This window comes from Serratia odorifera (assembly GCF_041448735.1).
In the GTDB taxonomy this organism is placed as follows: Bacteria; Pseudomonadota; Gammaproteobacteria; order Enterobacterales; family Enterobacteriaceae; genus Serratia_F; species Serratia_F odorifera.
Genome location: NZ_JBGMUT010000005.1, coordinates 210202 through 229184 on the forward strand (window position 1 = coordinate 210202; position 18983 = coordinate 229184).

The 18983-nt window shown below is 57.1% G+C and carries 20 protein-coding genes and 1 riboswitch; of the genes, 3 read left to right on the top strand and 17 right to left on the bottom strand.

The features are described 5' to 3' along the window. Positions 1–258: 258 nt before the first annotated feature. A complete protein-coding gene (cspE, locus tag ACCC84_RS15155; RefSeq protein WP_002210315.1) occupies positions 259–468 on the top strand; it encodes a transcription antiterminator/RNA stability regulator CspE in 210 nt (69 codons plus the stop codon). Between the two features lie 57 nt (positions 469–525). Here the strand turns inward: cspE and ACCC84_RS15160 are convergent, their stop codons facing one another. The 3 genes from ACCC84_RS15160 to crcB form a co-directional block, all read right to left on the bottom strand. After that, entirely contained in the window at positions 526–1719 is a 1194-nt protein-coding gene (locus ACCC84_RS15160) for a Bcr/CflA family efflux MFS transporter (RefSeq protein WP_004954314.1), read from the bottom strand. Beyond that, complete coding sequence (locus tag ACCC84_RS15165; protein WP_004954311.1) at positions 1712–2323, bottom strand: TetR/AcrR family transcriptional regulator; 612 nt, start codon at positions 2321–2323, stop codon at positions 1712–1714. Before ACCC84_RS15165 ends, ACCC84_RS15160 begins: the two co-directional genes overlap by 8 nt. A gap of 278 nt (positions 2324–2601) precedes the next feature. Continuing rightward, a complete protein-coding gene (crcB, locus tag ACCC84_RS15170; protein WP_004954303.1) occupies positions 2602–2985 on the bottom strand; it encodes a fluoride efflux transporter CrcB in 384 nt (127 codons plus the stop codon). A gap of 175 nt (positions 2986–3160) precedes the next feature. Then, a riboswitch (Fluoride riboswitch) is annotated at positions 3161–3223 on the bottom strand. Positions 3224–3400: 177 nt separating this feature from the next. Between crcB and tatA the strand changes: the two genes are divergently transcribed. Beyond that, on the top strand, positions 3401–3607 hold the full coding sequence (gene tatA / locus ACCC84_RS15175; RefSeq protein WP_004954300.1) for a Sec-independent protein translocase subunit TatA: 207 nt from the start codon (positions 3401–3403) through the stop codon (positions 3605–3607). A gap of 100 nt (positions 3608–3707) precedes the next feature. Here the strand turns inward: tatA and lipA are convergent, their stop codons facing one another. From lipA to leuS, 13 genes are all read right to left on the bottom strand, one after another. Next, positions 3708–4673 carry a lipoyl synthase gene (lipA, locus tag ACCC84_RS15180; protein ID WP_004954298.1) on the bottom strand — a complete coding sequence of 322 codons (966 nt, stop codon included), beginning with the start codon at positions 4671–4673 and terminating at the stop codon, positions 3708–3710. Next, entirely contained in the window at positions 4666–5334 is a 669-nt protein-coding gene (lipB, locus tag ACCC84_RS15185; RefSeq protein WP_198773327.1) for a lipoyl(octanoyl) transferase LipB, read from the bottom strand. The genes lipA and lipB overlap by 8 nt, the downstream gene beginning before the upstream one ends. 134 nt (positions 5335–5468) lie before the next feature. Beyond that, positions 5469–5735 (bottom strand): DUF493 family protein YbeD, encoded by a 267-nt coding sequence (ybeD, locus tag ACCC84_RS15190; protein ID WP_004965965.1) that lies wholly within the window; start codon positions 5733–5735, stop codon positions 5469–5471. Between the two features lie 202 nt (positions 5736–5937). After that, the gene (gene dacA / locus ACCC84_RS15195; RefSeq protein ID WP_039992375.1) at positions 5938–7149 is read right to left on the bottom strand and encodes a D-alanyl-D-alanine carboxypeptidase DacA; all 1212 of its coding nucleotides are present in this window, start codon (positions 7147–7149) and stop codon (positions 5938–5940) included. 161 nt (positions 7150–7310) lie between these two features. Further along, on the bottom strand, positions 7311–8387 hold the full coding sequence (gene rlpA, locus ACCC84_RS15200) for an endolytic peptidoglycan transglycosylase RlpA (RefSeq protein WP_371902039.1): 1077 nt from the start codon (positions 8385–8387) through the stop codon (positions 7311–7313). A gap of 10 nt (positions 8388–8397) precedes the next feature. Next, on the bottom strand, positions 8398–9510 hold the full coding sequence (gene mrdB / locus ACCC84_RS15205; RefSeq protein ID WP_004965959.1) for a peptidoglycan glycosyltransferase MrdB: 1113 nt from the start codon (positions 9508–9510) through the stop codon (positions 8398–8400). Between the two features lie 6 nt (positions 9511–9516). Further along, positions 9517–11412 (bottom strand): peptidoglycan DD-transpeptidase MrdA, encoded by a 1896-nt coding sequence (mrdA, locus tag ACCC84_RS15210; RefSeq protein ID WP_198773325.1) that lies wholly within the window; start codon positions 11410–11412, stop codon positions 9517–9519. Between the two features lie 36 nt (positions 11413–11448). After that, complete coding sequence (rlmH, locus tag ACCC84_RS15215) at positions 11449–11919, bottom strand: 23S rRNA (pseudouridine(1915)-N(3))-methyltransferase RlmH (RefSeq protein WP_004965954.1); 471 nt, start codon at positions 11917–11919, stop codon at positions 11449–11451. A gap of 3 nt (positions 11920–11922) precedes the next feature. After that, positions 11923–12240: a ribosome silencing factor gene (gene rsfS, locus ACCC84_RS15220; protein ID WP_039992842.1), complete on the bottom strand. Its 318-nt coding sequence runs from the start codon at positions 12238–12240 to the stop codon at positions 11923–11925. 88 nt (positions 12241–12328) lie between these two features. Continuing rightward, positions 12329–12991 (bottom strand): nicotinate-nucleotide adenylyltransferase, encoded by a 663-nt coding sequence (nadD, locus tag ACCC84_RS15225; RefSeq protein WP_004965948.1) that lies wholly within the window; start codon positions 12989–12991, stop codon positions 12329–12331. Next, complete coding sequence (gene holA / locus ACCC84_RS15230; protein WP_004965946.1) at positions 12981–14015, bottom strand: DNA polymerase III subunit delta; 1035 nt, start codon at positions 14013–14015, stop codon at positions 12981–12983. Before holA ends, nadD begins: the two co-directional genes overlap by 11 nt. Continuing rightward, the gene (gene lptE / locus ACCC84_RS15235) at positions 14012–14584 is read right to left on the bottom strand and encodes an LPS assembly lipoprotein LptE (RefSeq protein ID WP_039992374.1); all 573 of its coding nucleotides are present in this window, start codon (positions 14582–14584) and stop codon (positions 14012–14014) included. Before lptE ends, holA begins: the two co-directional genes overlap by 4 nt. 14 nt (positions 14585–14598) lie before the next feature. After that, positions 14599–17181, bottom strand: a complete 2583-nt coding sequence (leuS, locus tag ACCC84_RS15240) for a leucine--tRNA ligase (RefSeq protein WP_371902040.1) — start codon at positions 17179–17181, stop codon at positions 14599–14601. Positions 17182–17445: 264 nt separating this feature from the next. Here leuS and ACCC84_RS15245 point away from each other — a divergent pair, with 264 nt between their 5' ends. Further along, on the top strand, positions 17446–17928 hold the full coding sequence (locus ACCC84_RS15245; protein WP_004965940.1) for a zinc ribbon-containing protein: 483 nt from the start codon (positions 17446–17448) through the stop codon (positions 17926–17928). 86 nt (positions 17929–18014) lie between these two features. Here ACCC84_RS15245 and rihA read toward each other — a convergent pair whose 3' ends face one another. After that, positions 18015–18947: a pyrimidine-specific ribonucleoside hydrolase RihA gene (gene rihA, locus ACCC84_RS15250; RefSeq protein ID WP_273869048.1), complete on the bottom strand. Its 933-nt coding sequence runs from the start codon at positions 18945–18947 to the stop codon at positions 18015–18017. Positions 18948–18983 lie beyond the last annotated feature (36 nt).

Below are 18983 nucleotides of genomic sequence, written 5' to 3' on the forward strand. Positions count from 1 at the left end.
GGAATGTGGCGCAGTGACAGCCGGGCAACGCTAGCGGAGGCGCTGTAAGCGGGACGTCTGGGGGGCACAACCCCTTGTTCGGCATGATTGGCGGCGACGACACGTTGGCGGTATGCTGAAGTGGGCGCGGCTGGTCAGGCGATTATTTCATTTTTTATTGGTTTTATGTGATCTCGGTGGTGGACAAAATCTCGCCCAGTTGCTGTACTGTAATGGACACACGTTTTGTGTCTTACATTCACGTTAAAGGTAAGTTTGATGTCTAAGATTAAAGGTAGCGTTAAGTGGTTTAATGAATCCAAAGGTTTCGGCTTCATTACCCCGGAAGATGGTAGCAAGGACGTTTTCGTTCACTTTTCTGCCATCGCTAGCAATGGTTTCAAAACTCTTGCTGAAGGCCAGCGTGTAGAATTTGAAATCACGAACGGTGCCAAAGGGCCATCTGCTGCTAACGTTATCGCTATCTAAGCTATAATCGCTAATATTCTTAAAACCCGCTCATCGAGCGGGTTTTTTATTGCCCGTTTATGCCGTCTGCGGTTTACGCACCAGCGTGGTGAACAGCGTGATGGCGATAGCATAACAGCCGACGATGGTCAGCGCCATTGAGGTGCTCGAGGTGCCGCCCAAGCCGGTGATTGGCACGCTGCACGCCCCGAGCGCGAACATGCATACGCCAATCAACGCCGATGCGCTGCCGGCCCGATCGCCCTGGCTTTGCATCGCCAGCGATGAGGCGGTGGGGCCAACGGTGCCAACCACCGCTACTGACAGGAACAGCGGCACCAGCAGCAGTATCAGCGGCGCATGCAACCAGCCGGCCAGCAGCAGTAACAGCGACGAGATGGCCGCCAGGCTCAGCCCGGCTTTCAGCACCCGCAGTTCGCCGAAGCGATGACTCAGGCGTGCCGCCGTCTGGGCGGAAATCACCAGACCAATACCGTTAATCGCAAAGCACAGGCTAAACATTTGCGGGCTGAGTCCGTAAATTTCTTGCAGCACGAACGGCGAGGCGCCGATATAAGCGAACATGCCGGCCATCACAAAGCCCTGCGTCAGGCACAGGCCAATAAACTGGCGTTGGCGCAGCAGGCCGCCCAGCGACATCAGCATGGTCAAAATGCCGCCCTGACTGCGACGCTCTGCGGGCAATGATTCATGCAGTTTCAGTAACGAAAGGGCAAACAGCAGCAAGGCGATCAGCGCCAGCGCGCCAAAAATGCCACGCCAATCCATAAACTTCAGCAGCACGCCGCCCAACACCGGAGCGACGATCGGCGCCAGTCCGTTCACTAGCATCAACAGCGCAAAAAAACGCGTCAATTCATGGCCGGAATACAGGTCGCGGGCGATGGCGCGAGAGATCACCGCGCCGCCGGCGCCGGCCAGCCCCTGCAATAAACGGGCGATCAGTAACTGATCGATACTGGGGGCCAGTGCGCACCACAGCGAGGCCGCCAGTAGCAACAGTAGTGACAACAGCAATGGGCGCATTCGCCCCAACTTGTCGCTATAAGGACCGAATATCAGTTGACCGAGGCCCAGGCCGAGCAGGCCGGCGGTCAGGCTCAGCTGCGCAGTGGCGGTGGTGGTGTTCAGTTCCCCGGCCAGCTCCGGCAGGGCGGGCAGATACAAATCGGTACACAGCGGGCCAAGCGCTGCCAAAAGGCCGAGCACCAGTGCATAAACCAGGCGCTGGCGATGTTGTTGTTTAGTCATTAGGCGTTTCTAGCTGGTGGAAAAGATGTGAGATAGCCTGCTGATACAAACCTTCCAGCAGGGTGATGTCGGCTTTTTGCGTGGTCAACAGGCGGTAGCCGGTGCCTTCGCTCAGCACTGCGATGAACTCGACCCGCGCAGCGATTTCCGCATCGCTAAATTGCGGATAGAGCGTTTTCAGGTTGCGGCAGACATGGTGGAACAGACGCGCTTCGGCATCGCTGAGTATCTTGGCTACTAGCGGATTGCGCGTGGCTTCGGCGGTGACTTCCAGCATCAGCAGGTGATCGATCTCGCTTTGGCCGGGCGTTTGATACAGCGTACGGGCGGCGAGGGTAGCGGCGATCAGATTGATGTGGTCGCTGATGTCTTCCAGCCGTCGCATTTTCTCATTGATGATACGGTTGACGATTTCTTCAATGATGGCGTCTTTATTGGCGAAGTAGCGATAGATCTGGCCAACGCTCAGCGCAGAACGCTGGGCGATTTCCGCCATGCTGGCTGCGTGAAAGCCACGTTGCCGGAAGCAGATTTTCGCGGCATCGACGATTTGGTTGCGTCGCAGTTCGGCTTTGGCCTGTCTGCTTGCCGTTGGGGTTGGCATAGTCCGATCCTGTGCCAGCAAATCGCTGACGTTTGGGTGTGAACGTTCATTCTCAATTGTAAGGCAAGATCGGTTTTTTGTGGAGTTTTTTATACCCGCGTTAATAACGCTAGGCGAACAGGTAAACGTTGATAAACGTCACCACGATCGCCAGGCAAAATACGGTCACCGCCATTTCAGACAGGTTTTTCGGCAAGCTCGGCATAGGGAATCTCATCCAGTTGATCACACGGGATAAGATTATCCGTACGCAGGATTAAGAAAACATTAAGCTGAGGTTACTGGCCGCTGATCCAGTTGACCAACATGAACGCCAGTAAGGTCATTGCCAGTGAACCAGCCAGGTTAATCAGGGCATTAGTCAGCGCCCAGAGCATGCGCCCGTCCTGAATCAGGTAAACGACTTCCAGCGAAAAGGTTGAAAAGGTCGTCAGACCGCCGCAAAAGCCGGTGGTGATCAATAAACGCCAGGTGGCGTCAATGGAGCCCGCGCGGCTAAACAGCGCCATCGCCAAGCCGATGATAAATCCGCCCAGCAGATTGACCGCCAGCGTGCCAAGCGGAATATGCGCATGCAGTGGGTTCAGTTTCATTCCGACTAGCCAGCGCAGTACGCTGCCCAACCCGCCACCAATAAAAACAGCCAGTAAAGAACTCATCATGATCGGAAAATCCCTTGATTAAAATTGACCATCTCAGATAGGCGGTGCTCACATATTCATGTTGCAGATGGGGTAGTTCACCGATCCCGCATAACAGCGTGGAGAATCAATGCCAGCTACGCCGTTGTGCTTTGTGATATGACAAGTACCGGCGCGACGCTACCCACCTCTCTGAGGTAACGTAGGCATCATCAGCCGGTAAGGGCGGTTATGGAGGAATGCCATCTCCAAGGGAAGAAATCTTACACCTTGTGTGGCGGATTTTGTAGTCCCGTCAGCGGTCGGAACGCGACCATGACGATCGAACTCTGTTACAGGTTGCAGTTGTTTTAGCCGATCAAAAGTAGGTAAATATCCACAGGCAAGGTTTGTTTCTTCGCTGCCTCCGCAGCAAACATGAATAGAGAAGGGATATATGGAAGGTATCAGTATTACCAAACTGCTGGTGATTGCCGTGTTGATCGTACTGCTGTTCGGCACCAGCAAGTTACGCACCCTGGGCGCGGATCTTGGCGCAGCGCTGAAAGGCTTTAAAAAAGCGGTTGGCGATGATACGCCGCCGGCTCAGAATAACGCCGAACAACAGACCACGGCGCAAAACGTCGAAAAGAAAGATCGCTAAGCGCAGGTCGACGAAATAACAAAAACGGATGCCGCAAGACATCCGTTTTGTATTTTTTGCAGGTCAAAGCGTAACAAAAAATTACGCTATTACCCCGTGCTTATTTTACTTCCATGCCTTTAGCTTGCAGATCGGCATGATAGGAAGAACGCACAAACGGGCCGCAGGCTGCGTGCGTGAAGCCCATCGCCAGCGCTTCTTCTTTCATTTCGTCAAACTCGGCCGGGCTGACGTAACGTTGTACCGGCAGGTGGTGACGGCTTGGCTGCAGATACTGGCCCAGCGTCAGCATGGTCACCCCGTGGCGGCGCAGATCGCGCATCACTTCAACGATTTCGGCATTGGTTTCACCCAGGCCGACCATCAGGCCGGATTTGGTTGGAATATCCGGATGTGCTTCCTTGAAACGCTCCAGCAGCTTCAATGACCATTCGTAGTTGGCGCCGGGACGCACCTGGCGATAAACGCGCGGCACATTTTCCAGATTGTGGTTGAACACATCCGGCGGCGTCGCGGTCAGGATATCCAGCGCGCGATCCATTCGGCCGCGGAAGTCCGGCACCAGCGTTTCAATCTTGATGTTCGGGCTTTTGGCGCGAATGGCGGCGATGCAATCGGCAAAGTGCTGGGCACCGCCGTCGCGCAGGTCATCGCGGTCAACCGAAGTGATTACCACGTAGCGCAGACCCATATCGGCGATGGTTTGCGCCAGTTTTTCCGGCTCGTTGACGTCGGGGGCCACTGGACGGCCATGCGCCACATCGCAGAACGGGCAGCGACGGGTGCAGATGGCACCGAGGATCATAAAGGTGGCGGTGCCGTGGTTGAAGCACTCGGACAGATTGGGGCATGAGGCTTCTTCACAGACTGAATGCAGGCCGTTCTTGCGCATGGCGGCCTTGATGCCCTGGATACGCGTTGAATCGGCAGGCAGCTTGATCTTCATCCACTCGGGTTTACGTAACAGCTCCTGCCGTTCGGTGACCACCGTTTTTACCGGGATCAACGCCATTTTGTCTGCATCGCGGTATTTTACGCCGCGTTCCATCTGAATTGGTTTACTCATAGTCGTGCAGGTTCCAGTTACGAGACTCGACCGTCTGGTAGCCGAGTAAATGAACAAATTCCTGAACCAGGATTGGATGTACGTCTTCTATGCCAACGCCGGGCGCCAGGGCGCTGACCTGGGTCATCTGCATGCCAGCGTAGCCGCAGGGATTGATACGTTGAAACGGGCCGAGATCCATCGACACGTTAAGGGCCAGGCCGTGGAAGGAGCTGCCCTTGCGAATACGCAGTCCCAGAGAACAGATTTTCTGTTCCCCCACATAGACGCCGGGCGCGTCGGGGCGCGCACGTGAATCAATGCGAAAGTGGCTGAGGGTATTAATCACGGTATCTTCTATGGCGGTGACCAGTTGGCGGACGCCAACCTTGTTGCGTTTAAGATCGATCATTACGTACAGCACTTGCTGGCCTGGCCCATGATAGGTGACCTGACCGCCGCGATCGCTCTGGATCACCGGAATATCGCCGGGCATCAGCAGGTGCTCGGCCTTGCCGGCCTGCCCTTGGGTGAATACCGGCTGATGCTGCACCAGCCACAGTTCGTCGGGCGTGGTTTCGCTACGGCGATCGGTGAAGTTGTGCATGGCTTGGGATACAGGCGCATAAGGCTGTAACCCCAGCTGACGCAAAATGATCTTATTGTGTTGCAAATGAATCATCGTCAGGTTACAGAGGTGGTAAAGCGATTATACCGGGCGCTCTGGCTCGCGACCAGCGTTTCGCTGAGCAAAAATGCGCAACCCGGGCAGAGGATGGTCTAGCCCGGGTTGCTAAGCAGTGTTTTATGCTGGGATTACAGCACCATGCGGACAATTTCAATATTGCCCAACTCTTCGTATAAGGTTTCCACCTGGTCGATATGACTGGCGGTAATGGTGATGGAAACGGAGTGGTAGTTGCCTTTGCTGCTCGGCTTGACCTGCGGGGTATAATCCCCCGGCGCATGGCGCTGCACCACTTCAACCACCTGGTCTACCAGCTCGGGTTGCGCCAGGCCCATCACCTTGTAGGTAAAGGAACAGGGGAATTCGAGCAGTTCGTTCAGTTTAGTTTTTTGCATGTGCGCTCCAGAGTGACATCTTTTAAACCCGATATTTGGCGTTGCGGCATGGCGTGTACGGCGTTTCGGGTTGACTGGCAAACCAGGGAACCGACATCAGTGTACGCTGCTTCAAATCTGCGGGCTGTATAAATTATAACTCCCGCCGGAGCGAGAGTTAGTGTTAATTGCTATATGGGGGCGTTTTCGCCGATTTCAAGCGTTAGCCGAACCAGTGATGGAACATCAATTTGATGTAATCCACGATGCGGCTGACGAAGCCGCCTTCCTTCACTTCGTTCAACACCACCAGCGGGCGTTGATCGATGGTCTTGCCGTCCAGTTGGAAGTTGATGCTGCCAACCACCTGGTTTTTCGCCAACGGCGCGTGAATTTCCGGCGTGTTGAGCACGTAGCTGGCTTTCAGATCTTTCATCCGGCCGCGTGGAATGGTCAGGTAAACGTCTTTGTCGACGCCCAGTTCGACGCGATCGGCGTCACCGAACCATACTGGTTCAGAGGCGAATTCCTTGCCGGCTTTCAGTGGCGCAACGGTTTCAAAGAAACGGAAGCCCCAGGTCAGCAGTTTCTTGCTTTCGGTTTCGCGACCCTTATAGGTACGACCACCCAGCACCGCCGAAATCAGACGCATCTGGCCTTCGGTCGCCGATGCCACCAGGTTGTAACCTGCGGCAGAGGTGTGGCCGGTCTTGATGCCGTCAACGTTCAGGCTGGTATCCCACAGCAGGCCGTTACGGTTCACCTGACGGATATTGTTGAAGGTGAACTCTTTTTCTTTATAGATGGCGTATTCGTCCGGCACATCGCGGATCAGCGCCTGGCCGATCAGCGCCATATCGCGCGCCGAGCTGAATTGACCCTGCGCATCCAGGCCGTGCACGGTCTGGAAGTGGGTGTTCTGCAGGCCCAATTGCTTGACGTAGGTGTTCATCAGATTGACGAACGCGTCCTGGCTGCCGGCAACGTAATCGGCCATCGCCACGCAGGCGTCGTTACCGGATTGCAGGTTGATGCCGCGCGTCAGTTTGGAAACCGGCACGCGATCGCCAGGCTTCAGGAACATCAGCGAAGAGCCCTTGAACACCGGGTTGCCGGTAGCCCATGCATCTTGACCGACGGTCACCAGATCTTCCTGGCCGATTTTGCCGGATTTGAGCGCCTGGCCGATGACATAACTGGTCATCATTTTGGTCAGGCTGGCGGGATCGCGACGCGCATCCGCATTGGATTCCGCCAGAACTTTGCCGGAGTTGTAATCAATCAGGATGTACGATTCCGCATCGATTTGCGGGACACCCGGGATCATGGTTTTGATATTAACATCATCGGCATGCGCGCTGTTGGCTGCGCTCATCGCGATAACGGTACCGAGCGCTAGGCTCTTGATTATGCGAAAAGAAGTTACATGTTTCATGATCTGGACTACAACATCCGTGAGAAAGTAAATGAAAAAACGAGCCACACTATAACAGATGGGATCCCGGCAAGCATTAGTCATTCATCCGACTAACAATGCTTTACACTTTTTTGCTGAAAGAAAATGTTTCCGCAAATTCTTGCCAGCCGGGTATCTGATCACGGTGCCGCAGTGACAAATGATTGTTGTTGTGCCTCGGTTGCCAAGCGTTGCTGCAGCTGCAGCGCCTGCTGACGATCGCTGAACGGGCCAAGCTGCACACGATACACGTTACCACTGTTGCTGACGGTGCCTGGCACGCTGAACTGCTGGCTGATCTGTTGCTGCCATTGCTGCGCACGTGCGGCATTGCTCAACGCGCCGACCTGCACCACAAACCCGGATGCAGAACTGGCAGAGGCTGTGCTGGTCGTCGCAGCAGTTGCCGCCACGCCGGCAGCGACAGGCGCTACCGCGTTCACCGGTTCGTCGCTTTCCAGCACGCCGGCCGGTACGGCGCTTGGCGCGCCGAGGAAACCACTACGGCTGTTGCCGGTCGCTGGCGTTTCGCCGTTGTTCAGGCTGGCATTGTCAATCGGACGGACGTCGTTGGCGTTCATGGCCGGCGGATCCTGCTGAATGGGCGTACCCATGGCGCCACTGCTCAGATCCGGGCGCGCCGGCAGCGCATAGCTCTGCTTGGCGACGGTGGTGCCGATGGTGCCTGGTCCGCTCAGCGTACCGTCCGGGGCGACGTTGATAAAATCAACCTTCACCTTGGTATTGTTCGACAGGTTCAAACGATCGGCCGCCGCTTTGGACAGATCGATAATACGCCCCTTGGTATACGGGCCGCGGTCATTGACGCGCACCACCAGTTGGCGGCCGTTGGCCAGGTTGGTCACCCGCACGTAGCTTGGAATTGGCAGAGTAGGGTGCGCGGCGCTCAGTGCGTTTGGATCAAACGGCTCGCCAATGGCAGTGGTATTGCCACTGAGCTCCTCGCCATACCAACTGGCCAACCCGGTTTGCGAGAAGTTTTGCGGATCCTTGACGATGCGATAGGTGTCGCCATTAACCTTATAGTCCTGCGAGGTGCCAGGGTTATAGGGTTCATAGTGAGGCTCCACGCCGCCGATTTCCACCACCGGTCCGTTATACGGCTGCTGCGGTGGCGCCTGCTGTTCTGTCGTTGTGGTGGTGCAGGCGGAAAGCAATACCGCAACTGCGCCGATCCAAAGCCATTCCTTACGCATTACTCACCTCTTATAAACTCTTAGACAGCATTTTCCGATGCGTGTGGATCGACATCACGATGCCGAAGCCCGCCATGAGCACGATCAGCGCCGATCCACCGTAACTGACCAGAGGCAAAGGTACGCCAACTACCGGCAAAATGCCACTGACCATACCAATGTTAACAAACACATAAACGAACAGAATCAGCATTAATCCGCCGACCATCACGCGGCCAAAGGTGGTTTGCGCCTTGGCGGCGATCATCAGCCCGCGAATGATCACCAGCAGGTACAGCGCCAGCAGCACCAGTACGCCGATCAGCCCCAGTTCTTCTGCCAACACGGCAAAAATGAAGTCGGTGTGGCGTTCCGGCAAAAACTCCAGCTGCGACTGGGTGCCGTGCAGCCAGCCTTTGCCCGACAGGCCGCCGGAGCCAATGGCGATTTTCGATTGGATAATATGATAGCCGGCGCCCAGCGGGTCGCTTTCCGGATCGAGCAGCATCATCACGCGGTCGCGCTGATAGTCATGCATCAGGAAGAACCACAGCACCGGAATGAATGCGGCCAGCAACACTGCAGCGACGGCGATCAGCTTCCAGCTCATGCCGGACAGGAACAGCACGAACAACCCGGATGCGGCAATCAGAATCGAGGTGCCAAGGTCCGGTTGCGCGGCGACCAGCAGCGTCGGCAGGAAAATGAGCACCAGCGCAATGCCGGTGTTTTTCAACGACGGCGGGCAGACGTCACGGTTCATAAAGCGAGCCACCATCAGCGGCACGGCGATTTTGGCTATTTCCGACGGCTGAAAGCGCACGAAGCCGAGATCCAGCCAGCGCTGCGCGCCTTTACTGATTTGGCCGAAGGCATCCACCAGGATCAGCAGGATAACGCAGAAGATATACAGGTACGGCGCCCAGCTTTCATATACCCGCGGCGGGATCTGCGCCATCACGCCCATCACGATCAGGCCCATGACGATTTGGCCGATCTTGCGCTCCATCATGCCGATATCCTGGCCGCTGGCGCTCCACATGACGAAGGCGCTGTATACCAGCAGGGCCAGAATGAAGAGCAGGAAGGTGGGGTCAATGTGGATTTTGGTCCAGATCGAGCCCTTTTGTTGGCTTTCGGTCATGGTCTGTTAATCACCTTCTGAACCGGGCGGCGCCGGTGGCGCGTCCGGTAATTGCGTATTGTCGTCGCCCAGCAAAATATGATCCAGGATCTGGCGGGTAATGGTGCCGACCGCCGGGCCGGCGCCGCCGTTTTCCAGAATGATGGCCACCGCAACCGTTGGGTTTTCGTACGGTGCAAAGGCGGTCATCAATTTGTGGTCACGCAGATGCTCTGCGAGTTTGTGGGCGTTATAAGTTTCATAGCCGAATACCTGAGCGGTACCCGATTTCGCCGCGGCTTTGTACGGTGTCTTGTCAAAATACTTGCGTGCAGTACCGTTGGGACGGTTGGCAACGCCGTACATGCCGTCTTTGGCAATTTCCCAGTAGCCAGAGTGAATATCGCCGATCTGCAGGCTTTCCTGCTGGCGGAACGGCACCCGCGTGCCGTTGATTTTGGTGCTTTCCAACAGATGCGGCGTTTTGACGTTGCCGTCGTTAATCAAGGTGTTCAGCGCCTTGGCCATCTGGATCGGCGTGGCGGTCCAATACCCCTGGCCGATACCGACCGGGATGGTATCTCCCTGGTACCAGGGTTTCTTGTAGCGTTTGAGCTTCCATTCGCGCGTTGGCATCAGGCCGGAGCGCTCCTCGGAGAGATCGATGCCGGTATAGTCGCCGTAGCCGAACTTGCCCAGCCAGCTCGACAGCCGGTCGATGCCCATGTCATACGCTACCTGATAGAAATAGGTATCGGCGGATTCTTCCAGCGCTTTGGTCACGTTCAGGCGACCGTGACCCCATTTTTTCCAGTCGCGGAAACGTTTTTCCGAGCCAGGCAACTGCCACCAGCCCGGGTCGAACACCACGGTGTTTTTGGTGATCACGCCGGCGCTGAGGGCAGAAACGGCAATGTAGGGTTTCACCGTTGATGCCGGCGGATAGACGCCCTGCGTCGCGCGGTTGATCAACGGGCGATTCGGGTCGTTCAACAACCCTTGATACTCTTTGCTGGAGATGCCGTCAACGAACAGGTTCGGGTCATAGCTGGGATTGGACACCAGTGCCAGGATGCCGCCGGTACGCGGATCGCTCACTACCACCGCGGCACGGCTACCGACCAGCAACTGCTCGATATAACGTTGCAGGTTGAGATCGAGCGTCAGGTAGATGTCTTGCCCGGCGGACGGCGGCTGTTCGTGCAACTGGCGGATCACCCGACCGCGGTTGTTGACTTCAACCTCTTCATAGCCGGTTTTGCCGTGCAGCGTATCTTCGTAATAGCGCTCGATGCCCAGTTTGCCAATATCGTGAGTGGCGGCGTAGTTCGGCATTTTACCGTCTTTGTTCAGCCGTTCGACGTCGCGGTCGTTGATCTTCGACACATAGCCGATCACGTGGGTGAGGGCGGAACCGTAAGGATAATAGCGGCGCTGATAGCCTTTGACTTCCACGCCGGGAAAGCGGAACTGGTTGACCGCAAAGCGGGCGACCTGAACTTCGCTCAGCGCGGTTTTTACCGGAATGGAGACGAAGCGGCGCGAGCGTTTGCGCTCTTTTTCAAAGTTGGTGATGTCGTCATCGGTCAGATCGACCACCGGCCGCAGCGCCTGCAGCGTCGCTTTCAGATCGTCGACCTTTTCTGGCATCAGCTCAAGCTGGTAAATGGTGCGGTTAAGCGCCAGCGGCGTGCCATTACGATCGTAGATAATGCCGCGGCTGGGGGCGATTGGCACCAGCTTGATGCGGTTTTCGTTGGAACGGGTGCGGTAATCCTCAAAGCGGTCGATCTGCAAATTGTACAGATTGGCGATCAGGACGCTGGTCAGCGCCAGAATAACCAAGAACGCCACCAGGGCGCGGCGTACAAACAGGGCAGATTCAGCCGTATAGTCGCGAAAAGGGTTACGTTCTATTTTCATCCCGTTGTTTTATTTCACTCTCACTGTCAGCGCCGGTCATTCCCGGTGGTAAGGATGATTGGTCGTAATGCTCCAGGCGCGATAGAGGCTTTCCGCCACCAATACGCGCACCAGAGGATGCGGCAGCGTTAACGGCGAAAGCGACCAGCTCTGTTCCGCTGCGGCTTTACATGCCGGTGCCAGCCCTTCCGGACCGCCGATCAACAGGCTGACGTTGCGGCCATCCTGTTTCCAGCGTTCCAGCTGCTGCGCCAGCTGCGGCGTTTCCCATTTGCTGCCGGGGATATCCAGCGTGACGATACGGTTGCCTTTGCCCACGGCCGCCAGCATTTGCTCGCCTTCCTTGTCCAGAATGCGTTTGATGTCGGCATTCTTGCCGCGCTTGCCTGCCGGGATTTCGGTCAGCTCAAACGGCATATCTTTGGGAAAACGGTGCAGGTAATCCATAAAGCCGGTCTGAACCCAGTCCGGCATTTTGGTGCCAACGGCGACCAGTTGCAGTTTCACCGCTTAACTCCAGAGCTTTTCCAGTTCGTACAGGCGGCGGCTTTCTTCCTGCATGACGTGTACGATCACTTCGCCCAGATCGACAACCACCCAGTCAGACGCTTCCTGGCCTTTCATGCCGAACAGTTCCATGCCCTGGGCACGGGATTCCTGCACTACGTGGTTGGCAATCGACATCACATGGCGGGTTGAGGTGCCGGTGCAGATGATCATGCAGTCAGTGATGCTGGATTTGCCCTGGACGTCCAGAGCGATAATGTCTTGGCCTTTCAGGTCATCGATTTTATCGATAACGAAATCTTGGAGCGCTTTACCTTGCAAAGGTTCCCCCTCGGGTGTGTTCTGTTCAATCGGTTTCATGCAGGCGGATACCTGAAAAATAGCGGCGCAGTATATCACGGGGTCTGAGCTAGCGATATAAACCCTGCAACTCGATATAGCGCTGCACCGAACGCGGTAACAGATCGTCGCAACTGATGCCGTGATGGCGGCGTTCGCGGATCTCGGTGGCGGAAATTTCCAGCAGCGGAGTCTGCGCCAAATAGAGATAGCCCTGCGGCTGTTCGCTCAGCGCGGCGGCGTCGCGGACGCGATGCCGCTCCAGCCAGCGTTGCAGTGCCGGCGTCTCCATCTGCTCACCGTAGCCCGGGCGCGCCAGCACCAGCAGGTGGCAATAGCTCAGCAGATCTTGCCAGCGGTGCCATTTGTGCAGACTCAGCAATGAATCCTGGCCAATGATAAATGCCAGTGGCTGCGTACTGCCACGTTCTTTACGCAGCGTTTCCAGCGTCTCAACGGTGTATGACGGCGAGGAGCGCTGCAATTCGCGATCGTCAACGGCAAACAGTGGGTTATCGGCAATGGCCAGCTCGACCATTGTCAGACGTTGCTGGGCGCTCGCTTCCGGCTGTGGACGGTGCGGCGGCACGTGGTTGGGCAGCAGCGTCACCTGGTTGAGGCCGACTTCAGCGGCCAGCGCTTCTACCGGCCGCAGGTGGCCGTAATGGATAGGATCAAAGGTGCCGCCGAACAGGGCGTGCAGCGCCGCGGCGCGCGGTGGGTTAGTGGGCATCGGGGACGCTCGTGGCCAGAGGTTTACCGCACAGCAGCATCGACAGGCTCTCCAGTTGTGGCCATACCGATTGGCCGTAGTCCTGTTTCAGCGTGATTTCAATCTGCGTCAGCAGGTGCACCGCCTGTTGCAACTGGGCGGCGGACAGCCGCTGCAGCGCCTGGGTGATCAGGTTACGGCGATTCTGCCAGACTTTGTGCTGGTCGAAGAGGGTACGCAGCGGTGCGCTGGCCATGCGGCGTTGCAGCGTCAGCAACATCAGCAGCTCGCGCTGCAGCGTGCGCAGCAGGATCACCGGCTCGGCGTCCTCCTGTTGCAGCTGTTGCAGGATATGCCAGGCACGTTTGCTTTTGCCGGCCAGCAGCGCATCCAGCCAGTGATATGGCGAGAAGTGCGCGGCATCGTTTACCGCCTGCTCAACGCGCGGCAGCGTCAGTTTGCCGTCCGGATACAACAGTGACAGCCGTTCCAGCGCCTGTGCCAACGCCAGCAGATTGCCTTCGTAGCAGTAACACAACAGTTGGTTGGCGGCGTCATCCACTTCCAGCTTCATCGTTTTGGCGCGCGTGGCCACCCAGCGCGGCAGTTGCGCCTGTTCCGGCGTCTGGCAGGTGACGTAAACGCCGTTCGGGCTCAGTGCCTTGAACCAGGCGCTGTTTTCCTGCGCCTTGGTGAGACGCGGGCCGCGCAGCATCAGCAGAATATCGTCGTGCAGCAGGCTGGACAGTTTCACCAGTTGTTCGCCAATCGGCGCCGTCGGGCCATTTTCCGGCAATATCAGCAGTAGCGTTTGCCGGCTGGCGAACAGGCTCATCGCCTGGCAGATGCTGAAGATGGCATCCCAGTCGGTGTGGGCATCGAGGGAAATGCTGTAGTGTTCGCTGAACTGCTGCTGTTGCGCGGCCTGCCGAATCAGATCCTGGCTTTCCTGCAATAACAGCGGTTCATTGCCGCTCAGTAAATAACAAGCGCGCAGCCCCTCTCGGAGCTGCGCGGCAAGTTGTTCAGGGTAAAGGCGGATCATTGCGCTGGGCGACTGACCGGTTGCTCAGCGACGGCCGCCGCAGCGGCTGCGGCTTTTTGCTGGGCTTCTTCTTCTGCCGCATGCACGCTCAGCAGTTTACGCACCAGCTGCTGTGCTGCCTGCTGACGCATTTCCTGCAGGATGATTTCCTGTTCGGAGTCTTTTGCCAACGCGGTAAGCGGGTTGTCGAAGAATGAGCGGAAGACCTTCGCATCCAGCGGATAAATGTCATGACCCGGGATCAGTACCTGCGCCTGGACGGTCATCACCATCTGGTATTCCGCAGTTTTGCCGTCCTGGAAGATTGACACCGTGTCCTGACTCTGGTTGGTGCCGACGATACGCAGGGAAGGGATGTCCTGACGCTTGGCATCCTTGACGATAGTCACGCCGTTCAGGCGCAACTGTTCACGCACTGCGCGGGTCAGCGGACCGTAAGGGTCATAGCTGTCCAGCATCAGCGTTTTCATTTCCGAGGGAACCTGCGTGGTGCCACGCAGGTGAAAACCGCAGCCGGCGGTGACCAGCACCGCCAACCCCAGCAACAACGTCATAATACGAAGTCGCACAACGCCTCCTTGTGTTAACCCACAACCAGGTTAAGCAATTTGCCAGGAACATAGATCACTTTACGTACCGTGACCCCGTCCAGATATTTAGCCACCAGATGCTCCTCAGCGGCACGTTCACGCACCTGTTCTTCGGTTGCATCGGCTGGCACGGTAATTTTAGCGCGAACCTTGCCATTGACCTGTACCACCACCAGCTTGGAGTCTTCGACCATGGCGGCGTCATCGGCCTGCGGCCATGGCGCGGTGTCGATATCGCCAGCGCCGCCCAGCGACTGCCACAGGTCAAAGCACACGTGCGGTGTGAACGGATACAGCATACGTACCACGGCCAGCAGCGCTTCCTGCAGCAGCGCGCGATCCTGTTCGCTGTCCTGCGGTGCGCGGCCCAGTTTGTTCATCAGCTCCATCACTGCGGCGATGGCGGTGTTGAAGGTCTGGCGGCGGCCAATGTCATCGGTCACCTTGGCAATGGTTTTGTGCACATCGCGGCGCAGCGCCTTTTGATCTTCGTTCAGTGACGCAACGTCCAGCGGTTGTACGGCGCCTTTTTCGAGGTGATCGAAAGCCAGTTTCCAGACGCGTTTCAGGAAGCGGTTGGCCCCTTCAACGCCGGACTCCTGCCATTCCAGCGTCATTTCTGCCGGTGAGGCGAACATCATGAACAGACGCACGGTGTCGGCACCGTATTTCTCTACCATCTCCTGCGGATCGATGCCGTTGTTCTTCGACTTCGACATTTTGCTCATGCCAGCATAGACCAGTTCGCGGCCTTGTGGATCGGTTGCTTTGACAATGCGGCCTTTTTCGTCACGTTCAACGGTGGCGTCAACCGGGGAAACCCACACGCGCTCACCGCTGTTGCCGGTGTAGTAGAAGGCGTCAGCCAGCACCATTCCCTGGCACAGCAGACGTTTGGCCGGCTCATCGGAATCCACCAGGCCGGCGTCGCGCATCAGCTTATGGAAGAAACGGAAATACATCAGGTGCATGATGGCGTGTTCAATGCCGCCGATATACTGATCGACCGGCAGCCAGTAGTTGGCAGCCGCCGGATCCAGCATCCCGTCGTCATACTGTGGACAGGTGTAGCGCGCGTAATACCAGGAAGACTCCATAAAGGTGTCGAAGGTGTCGGTTTCACGCAGTGCCGGCTGACCGTTGACGGTGGTCTTCGCCCACTCGGGATCGGCCTTGATCGGGCTGGTGATGCCATCCATCACCACGTCTTCCGGCAGGATCACCGGCAGTTGATCTTCCGGCGTCGGCATCACGGTGCCGTCTTCCAGCGTTACCATGGGAATTGGCGCGCCCCAGTAGCGTTGGCGGGAAACCCCCCAGTCGCGCAGACGGTAGTTGACCTTGCGCTGGCCTACGCCCTTGGCGACCAGTTTGTCGGCAATGGCATTGAAGCCGGCTTCGTGGTCCAGACCGTCGAACTCGCCGGAGTTGAACAGCGCGCCTTTGTCGGTCATGGCTTCGCTGCTCACGTCAGGCTGGCTGCCGTCAAGGTTGAGGATCACCGGCGCGATGCGCAAATCGTATTTGGTGGCGAATTCCCAGTCGCGCTGATCGTGGGCGGGAACGGCCATGACCGCACCGGTGCCGTATTCCATCAACACGAAGTTGGCGACCCACACCGGCAGCTTTTCACCGCTCAACGGATGAATGGCGAACAGGCCGGTGGCCATGCCTTTCTTCTCCATGGTGGCCATTTCGGCTTCGGCAACCTTGGTGTTGCGGCATTCTTCGATAAACTCGGCCAATGTCGGGTTGTTGATGGCGCCTTGTTGCGCCAGCGGGTGGCCCGCGGCGACTGCGACGTAGGTCGCGCCCATAAAGGTATCTGGACGGGTGGTGTACACCGTGACCTTCTCGTCGCTATCGGCGACGTCGAAGGTGATTTCCACGCCTTCAGAACGGCCAATCCAGTTGCGCTGCATGGTTTTTACCTGCTCTGGCCAGCTTTCAAGCGTGTCCAGATCGTTCAGCAACTGATCGGCGTAAGCGGTGATCTTGATGAACCACTGCGGGATTTCCTTGCGCTCGACTTTGGTATCGCAGCGCCAGCAGCAGCCGTCGATAACCTGTTCGTTGGCCAATACCGTCAGATCGTGCGGGCACCAGTTGACCGCAGAGGTTTTCTTGTAGACCAGGCCTTTCTCGTACAGCTTGGTGAAGAACCACTGCTCCCAACGGTAGTAGTCGGGCTTGCAGGTCGCGATTTCACGATCCCAGTCATAACCGAATCCCAGCAGTTTCAGCTGGTTCTTCATGTATTCGATATTGTCGTAAGTCCACGGTGCTGGCGCGGTGTTGTTTTTAACCGCGGCGCCTTCCGCCGGCAGGCCGAAGGCATCCCAGCCGATTGGCTGCAGTACGTTTTTGCCCAGCATGCGCTGGTAACGGGAAATTACGTCGCCAATGGTGTAGTTGCGCACATGGCCCATGTGTAGACGCCCGGAAGGGTACGGCAGCATCGAGAGGCAATAGTACTTCTCTTTGCTGGCGTCTTCGGTCACCTTGAATGTCTGTTTTTCTTGCCAGTGACGCTGTACGTTGGTTTCGATATCTTCGGGGCGATATTGCTCTTGCATGGCGGCTGGTGGTCCTGTAGGTGTCAAACAGCTACATCCGTAGCATTTTGTTTAGTATTTAGATCCGCATAGCATAGCTGATAAGGCCTGCCGGCAACAACTCCAAGCGCCCCTGTGCCGGCGTATTTAAATTTATGCCCACCATGATGCGCTTCACAACCTGGCAATCCCATTGCTTGCCACATGACATCAGTAATTTACGGCTAAAATGAGAACAGGTAGTTTAAAACGGCTTCTGTCGCAGACGTTCATCGAGGAGAGAATATGAACAAGGTTGCTCAGTACTATCACGAATTGCTGACATCACTGACCGAGCGTTTAAAGAACGGTGAGCGTGACATTGACCAGCTGGTCGCCAGCGCCGAACGACGGCTCAATGCGGTTGGCGAGCTAAGCCGTAGCGAGGTGGAGCAGGCAAAACAGGCGGTTCGACGCGATCTGGAAGAGTTTGCCCGCAGCTATGAAGAGAATCGCGACGATTTTACCGACAGCGTCTTCATGCGGGTGATTAAAGAAAGTCTGTGGCAGGAGCTGGCGGATATCACCGACAAAACTCAACTGGAATGGCGTGAAGTGTTTAAAGACGTTAGCCACCATGGGGTGTACCACAGCGGAGAAGTGGTGGGGCTGGGGAATCTGGTGTGTGAAAAGTGCCATCATCATCAGGCATTTTACACACCGGAAGTGCTGCCAAAATGCCCGAAGTGCGGGCACGATCAATTTCAGCGTCGGCCGTTTGAGCCGTAATCCGCACAACGGCCTGCACGCCGCCTGCGCCGGGATGACGCCGGCGGTTAACCTTGCACTGCCCGCCATCGGCGCCGCTCGGTAACTTAATAGCGGCGCAGGCAGCTTAGCAGCAGTTCGACGAAACCCTGGCGATCAATGCCGGTCAACAGCTGTACGTTGGCCGCGTTGCCGCTTTGCTGGAACTCATCCACCACGGTTTGACCAAGGGTATATGTACCTTGGGTTTCCACCCCCACCCAGCATTCGCGACTGTCGAACAGCTGCGGCGCCAGCAGCCAGGCAATGGCGCAGGGGTCATGCATCGCCGCACCCGGCAGCCCGCGCGCATGGCGCAGATAGACGGGCAGATAAAAATCGAGCATTTCACCCACCGCCTTGGCCACCGGATTGTCGATCGCTTTAACGCGTTCGACGTCTTGCGGCAGCATCAGCGCCTGATGAGTCACGTTCAAACCGGCCATGGTCAGGGGTACGCCGGATTGCAGCACCATCTCCGCCGCTTCGGGATCGACATAAATATTGAACTCGGCCACCGGCGTGGCGTTGCCGCCGTGCAGCGCGCCGCCCATAAACACGATGCGTTCGATGTTGGCCTTCAGTTGCGGATACTGAGCCAAAAGCAGCGCGATATTGGTCATCGGCCCGGTGACTACCAGCGTGATGGGCCGTGGGCTGGCGCGCAGCAGATCGGCGATCAGCGTCACGGCACTGGCCGCCGCTGGCTGGATGCGCGGCGTTGGCAGGCGGGTGTTGCCCATACCGGTTTTACCGTGTACCTGTTCGGCAATCACCAGCGGGCGCAACAGCGGCTTGGCGGCGCCGCCGGCGACCGGGATATCCTCGCGTTGCATCAGCGTCAGCAGGGCGAGGGCGTTATGCAGGGTCTTGTCCGGCGTCTGGTTGCCGGCTGAGGTGGTGATGGCTTTTACGTCCAGGTCGGGCGCTCGCAGCGCCATTGCCAGGGCTATGGCGTCGTCGAGGCCGGGATCGCAATCAATAATTATTGGGCGTGGCATGGCGTTATGTCCTCTGCGCGTCGGTTTTACCCTGAG

Bases quoted from the DNA above. Each gene is read 5' to 3' on its own strand.
- cspE (WP_002210315.1), top strand. From the start codon at position 259: ATGTCTAAGATTAAAGGTAGCGTTAAGTGGTTTAATGAATCCAAAGGT.
- ACCC84_RS15160 (WP_004954314.1), bottom strand. From the start codon at position 1,719: ATGACTAAACAACAACATCGCCAGCGCCTGGTTTATGCACTGGTGCTC.
- ACCC84_RS15165 (WP_004954311.1), bottom strand. From the start codon at position 2,323: ATGCCAACCCCAACGGCAAGCAGACAGGCCAAAGCCGAACTGCGACGC.
- crcB (WP_004954303.1), bottom strand. From the start codon at position 2,985: ATGATGAGTTCTTTACTGGCTGTTTTTATTGGTGGCGGGTTGGGCAGC.
- tatA (WP_004954300.1), top strand. From the start codon at position 3,401: ATGGAAGGTATCAGTATTACCAAACTGCTGGTGATTGCCGTGTTGATC.
- lipA (WP_004954298.1), bottom strand. From the start codon at position 4,673: ATGAGTAAACCAATTCAGATGGAACGCGGCGTAAAATACCGCGATGCA.
- lipB (WP_198773327.1), bottom strand. From the start codon at position 5,334: ATGATTCATTTGCAACACAATAAGATCATTTTGCGTCAGCTGGGGTTA.
- ybeD (WP_004965965.1), bottom strand. From the start codon at position 5,735: ATGCAAAAAACTAAACTGAACGAACTGCTCGAATTCCCCTGTTCCTTT.
- dacA (WP_039992375.1), bottom strand. From the start codon at position 7,149: ATGAAACATGTAACTTCTTTTCGCATAATCAAGAGCCTAGCGCTCGGT.
- rlpA (WP_371902039.1), bottom strand. From the start codon at position 8,387: ATGCGTAAGGAATGGCTTTGGATCGGCGCAGTTGCGGTATTGCTTTCC.
- mrdB (WP_004965959.1), bottom strand. From the start codon at position 9,510: ATGACCGAAAGCCAACAAAAGGGCTCGATCTGGACCAAAATCCACATT.
- mrdA (WP_198773325.1), bottom strand. From the start codon at position 11,412: ATGAAAATAGAACGTAACCCTTTTCGCGACTATACGGCTGAATCTGCC.
- nadD (WP_004965948.1), bottom strand. From the start codon at position 12,991: ATGCCCACTAACCCACCGCGCGCCGCGGCGCTGCACGCCCTGTTCGGC.
- holA (WP_004965946.1), bottom strand. From the start codon at position 14,015: ATGATCCGCCTTTACCCTGAACAACTTGCCGCGCAGCTCCGAGAGGGG.
- leuS (WP_371902040.1), bottom strand. From the start codon at position 17,181: ATGCAAGAGCAATATCGCCCCGAAGATATCGAAACCAACGTACAGCGT.
- ACCC84_RS15245 (WP_004965940.1), top strand. From the start codon at position 17,446: ATGAACAAGGTTGCTCAGTACTATCACGAATTGCTGACATCACTGACC.
- rihA (WP_273869048.1), bottom strand. From the start codon at position 18,947: ATGCCACGCCCAATAATTATTGATTGCGATCCCGGCCTCGACGACGCC.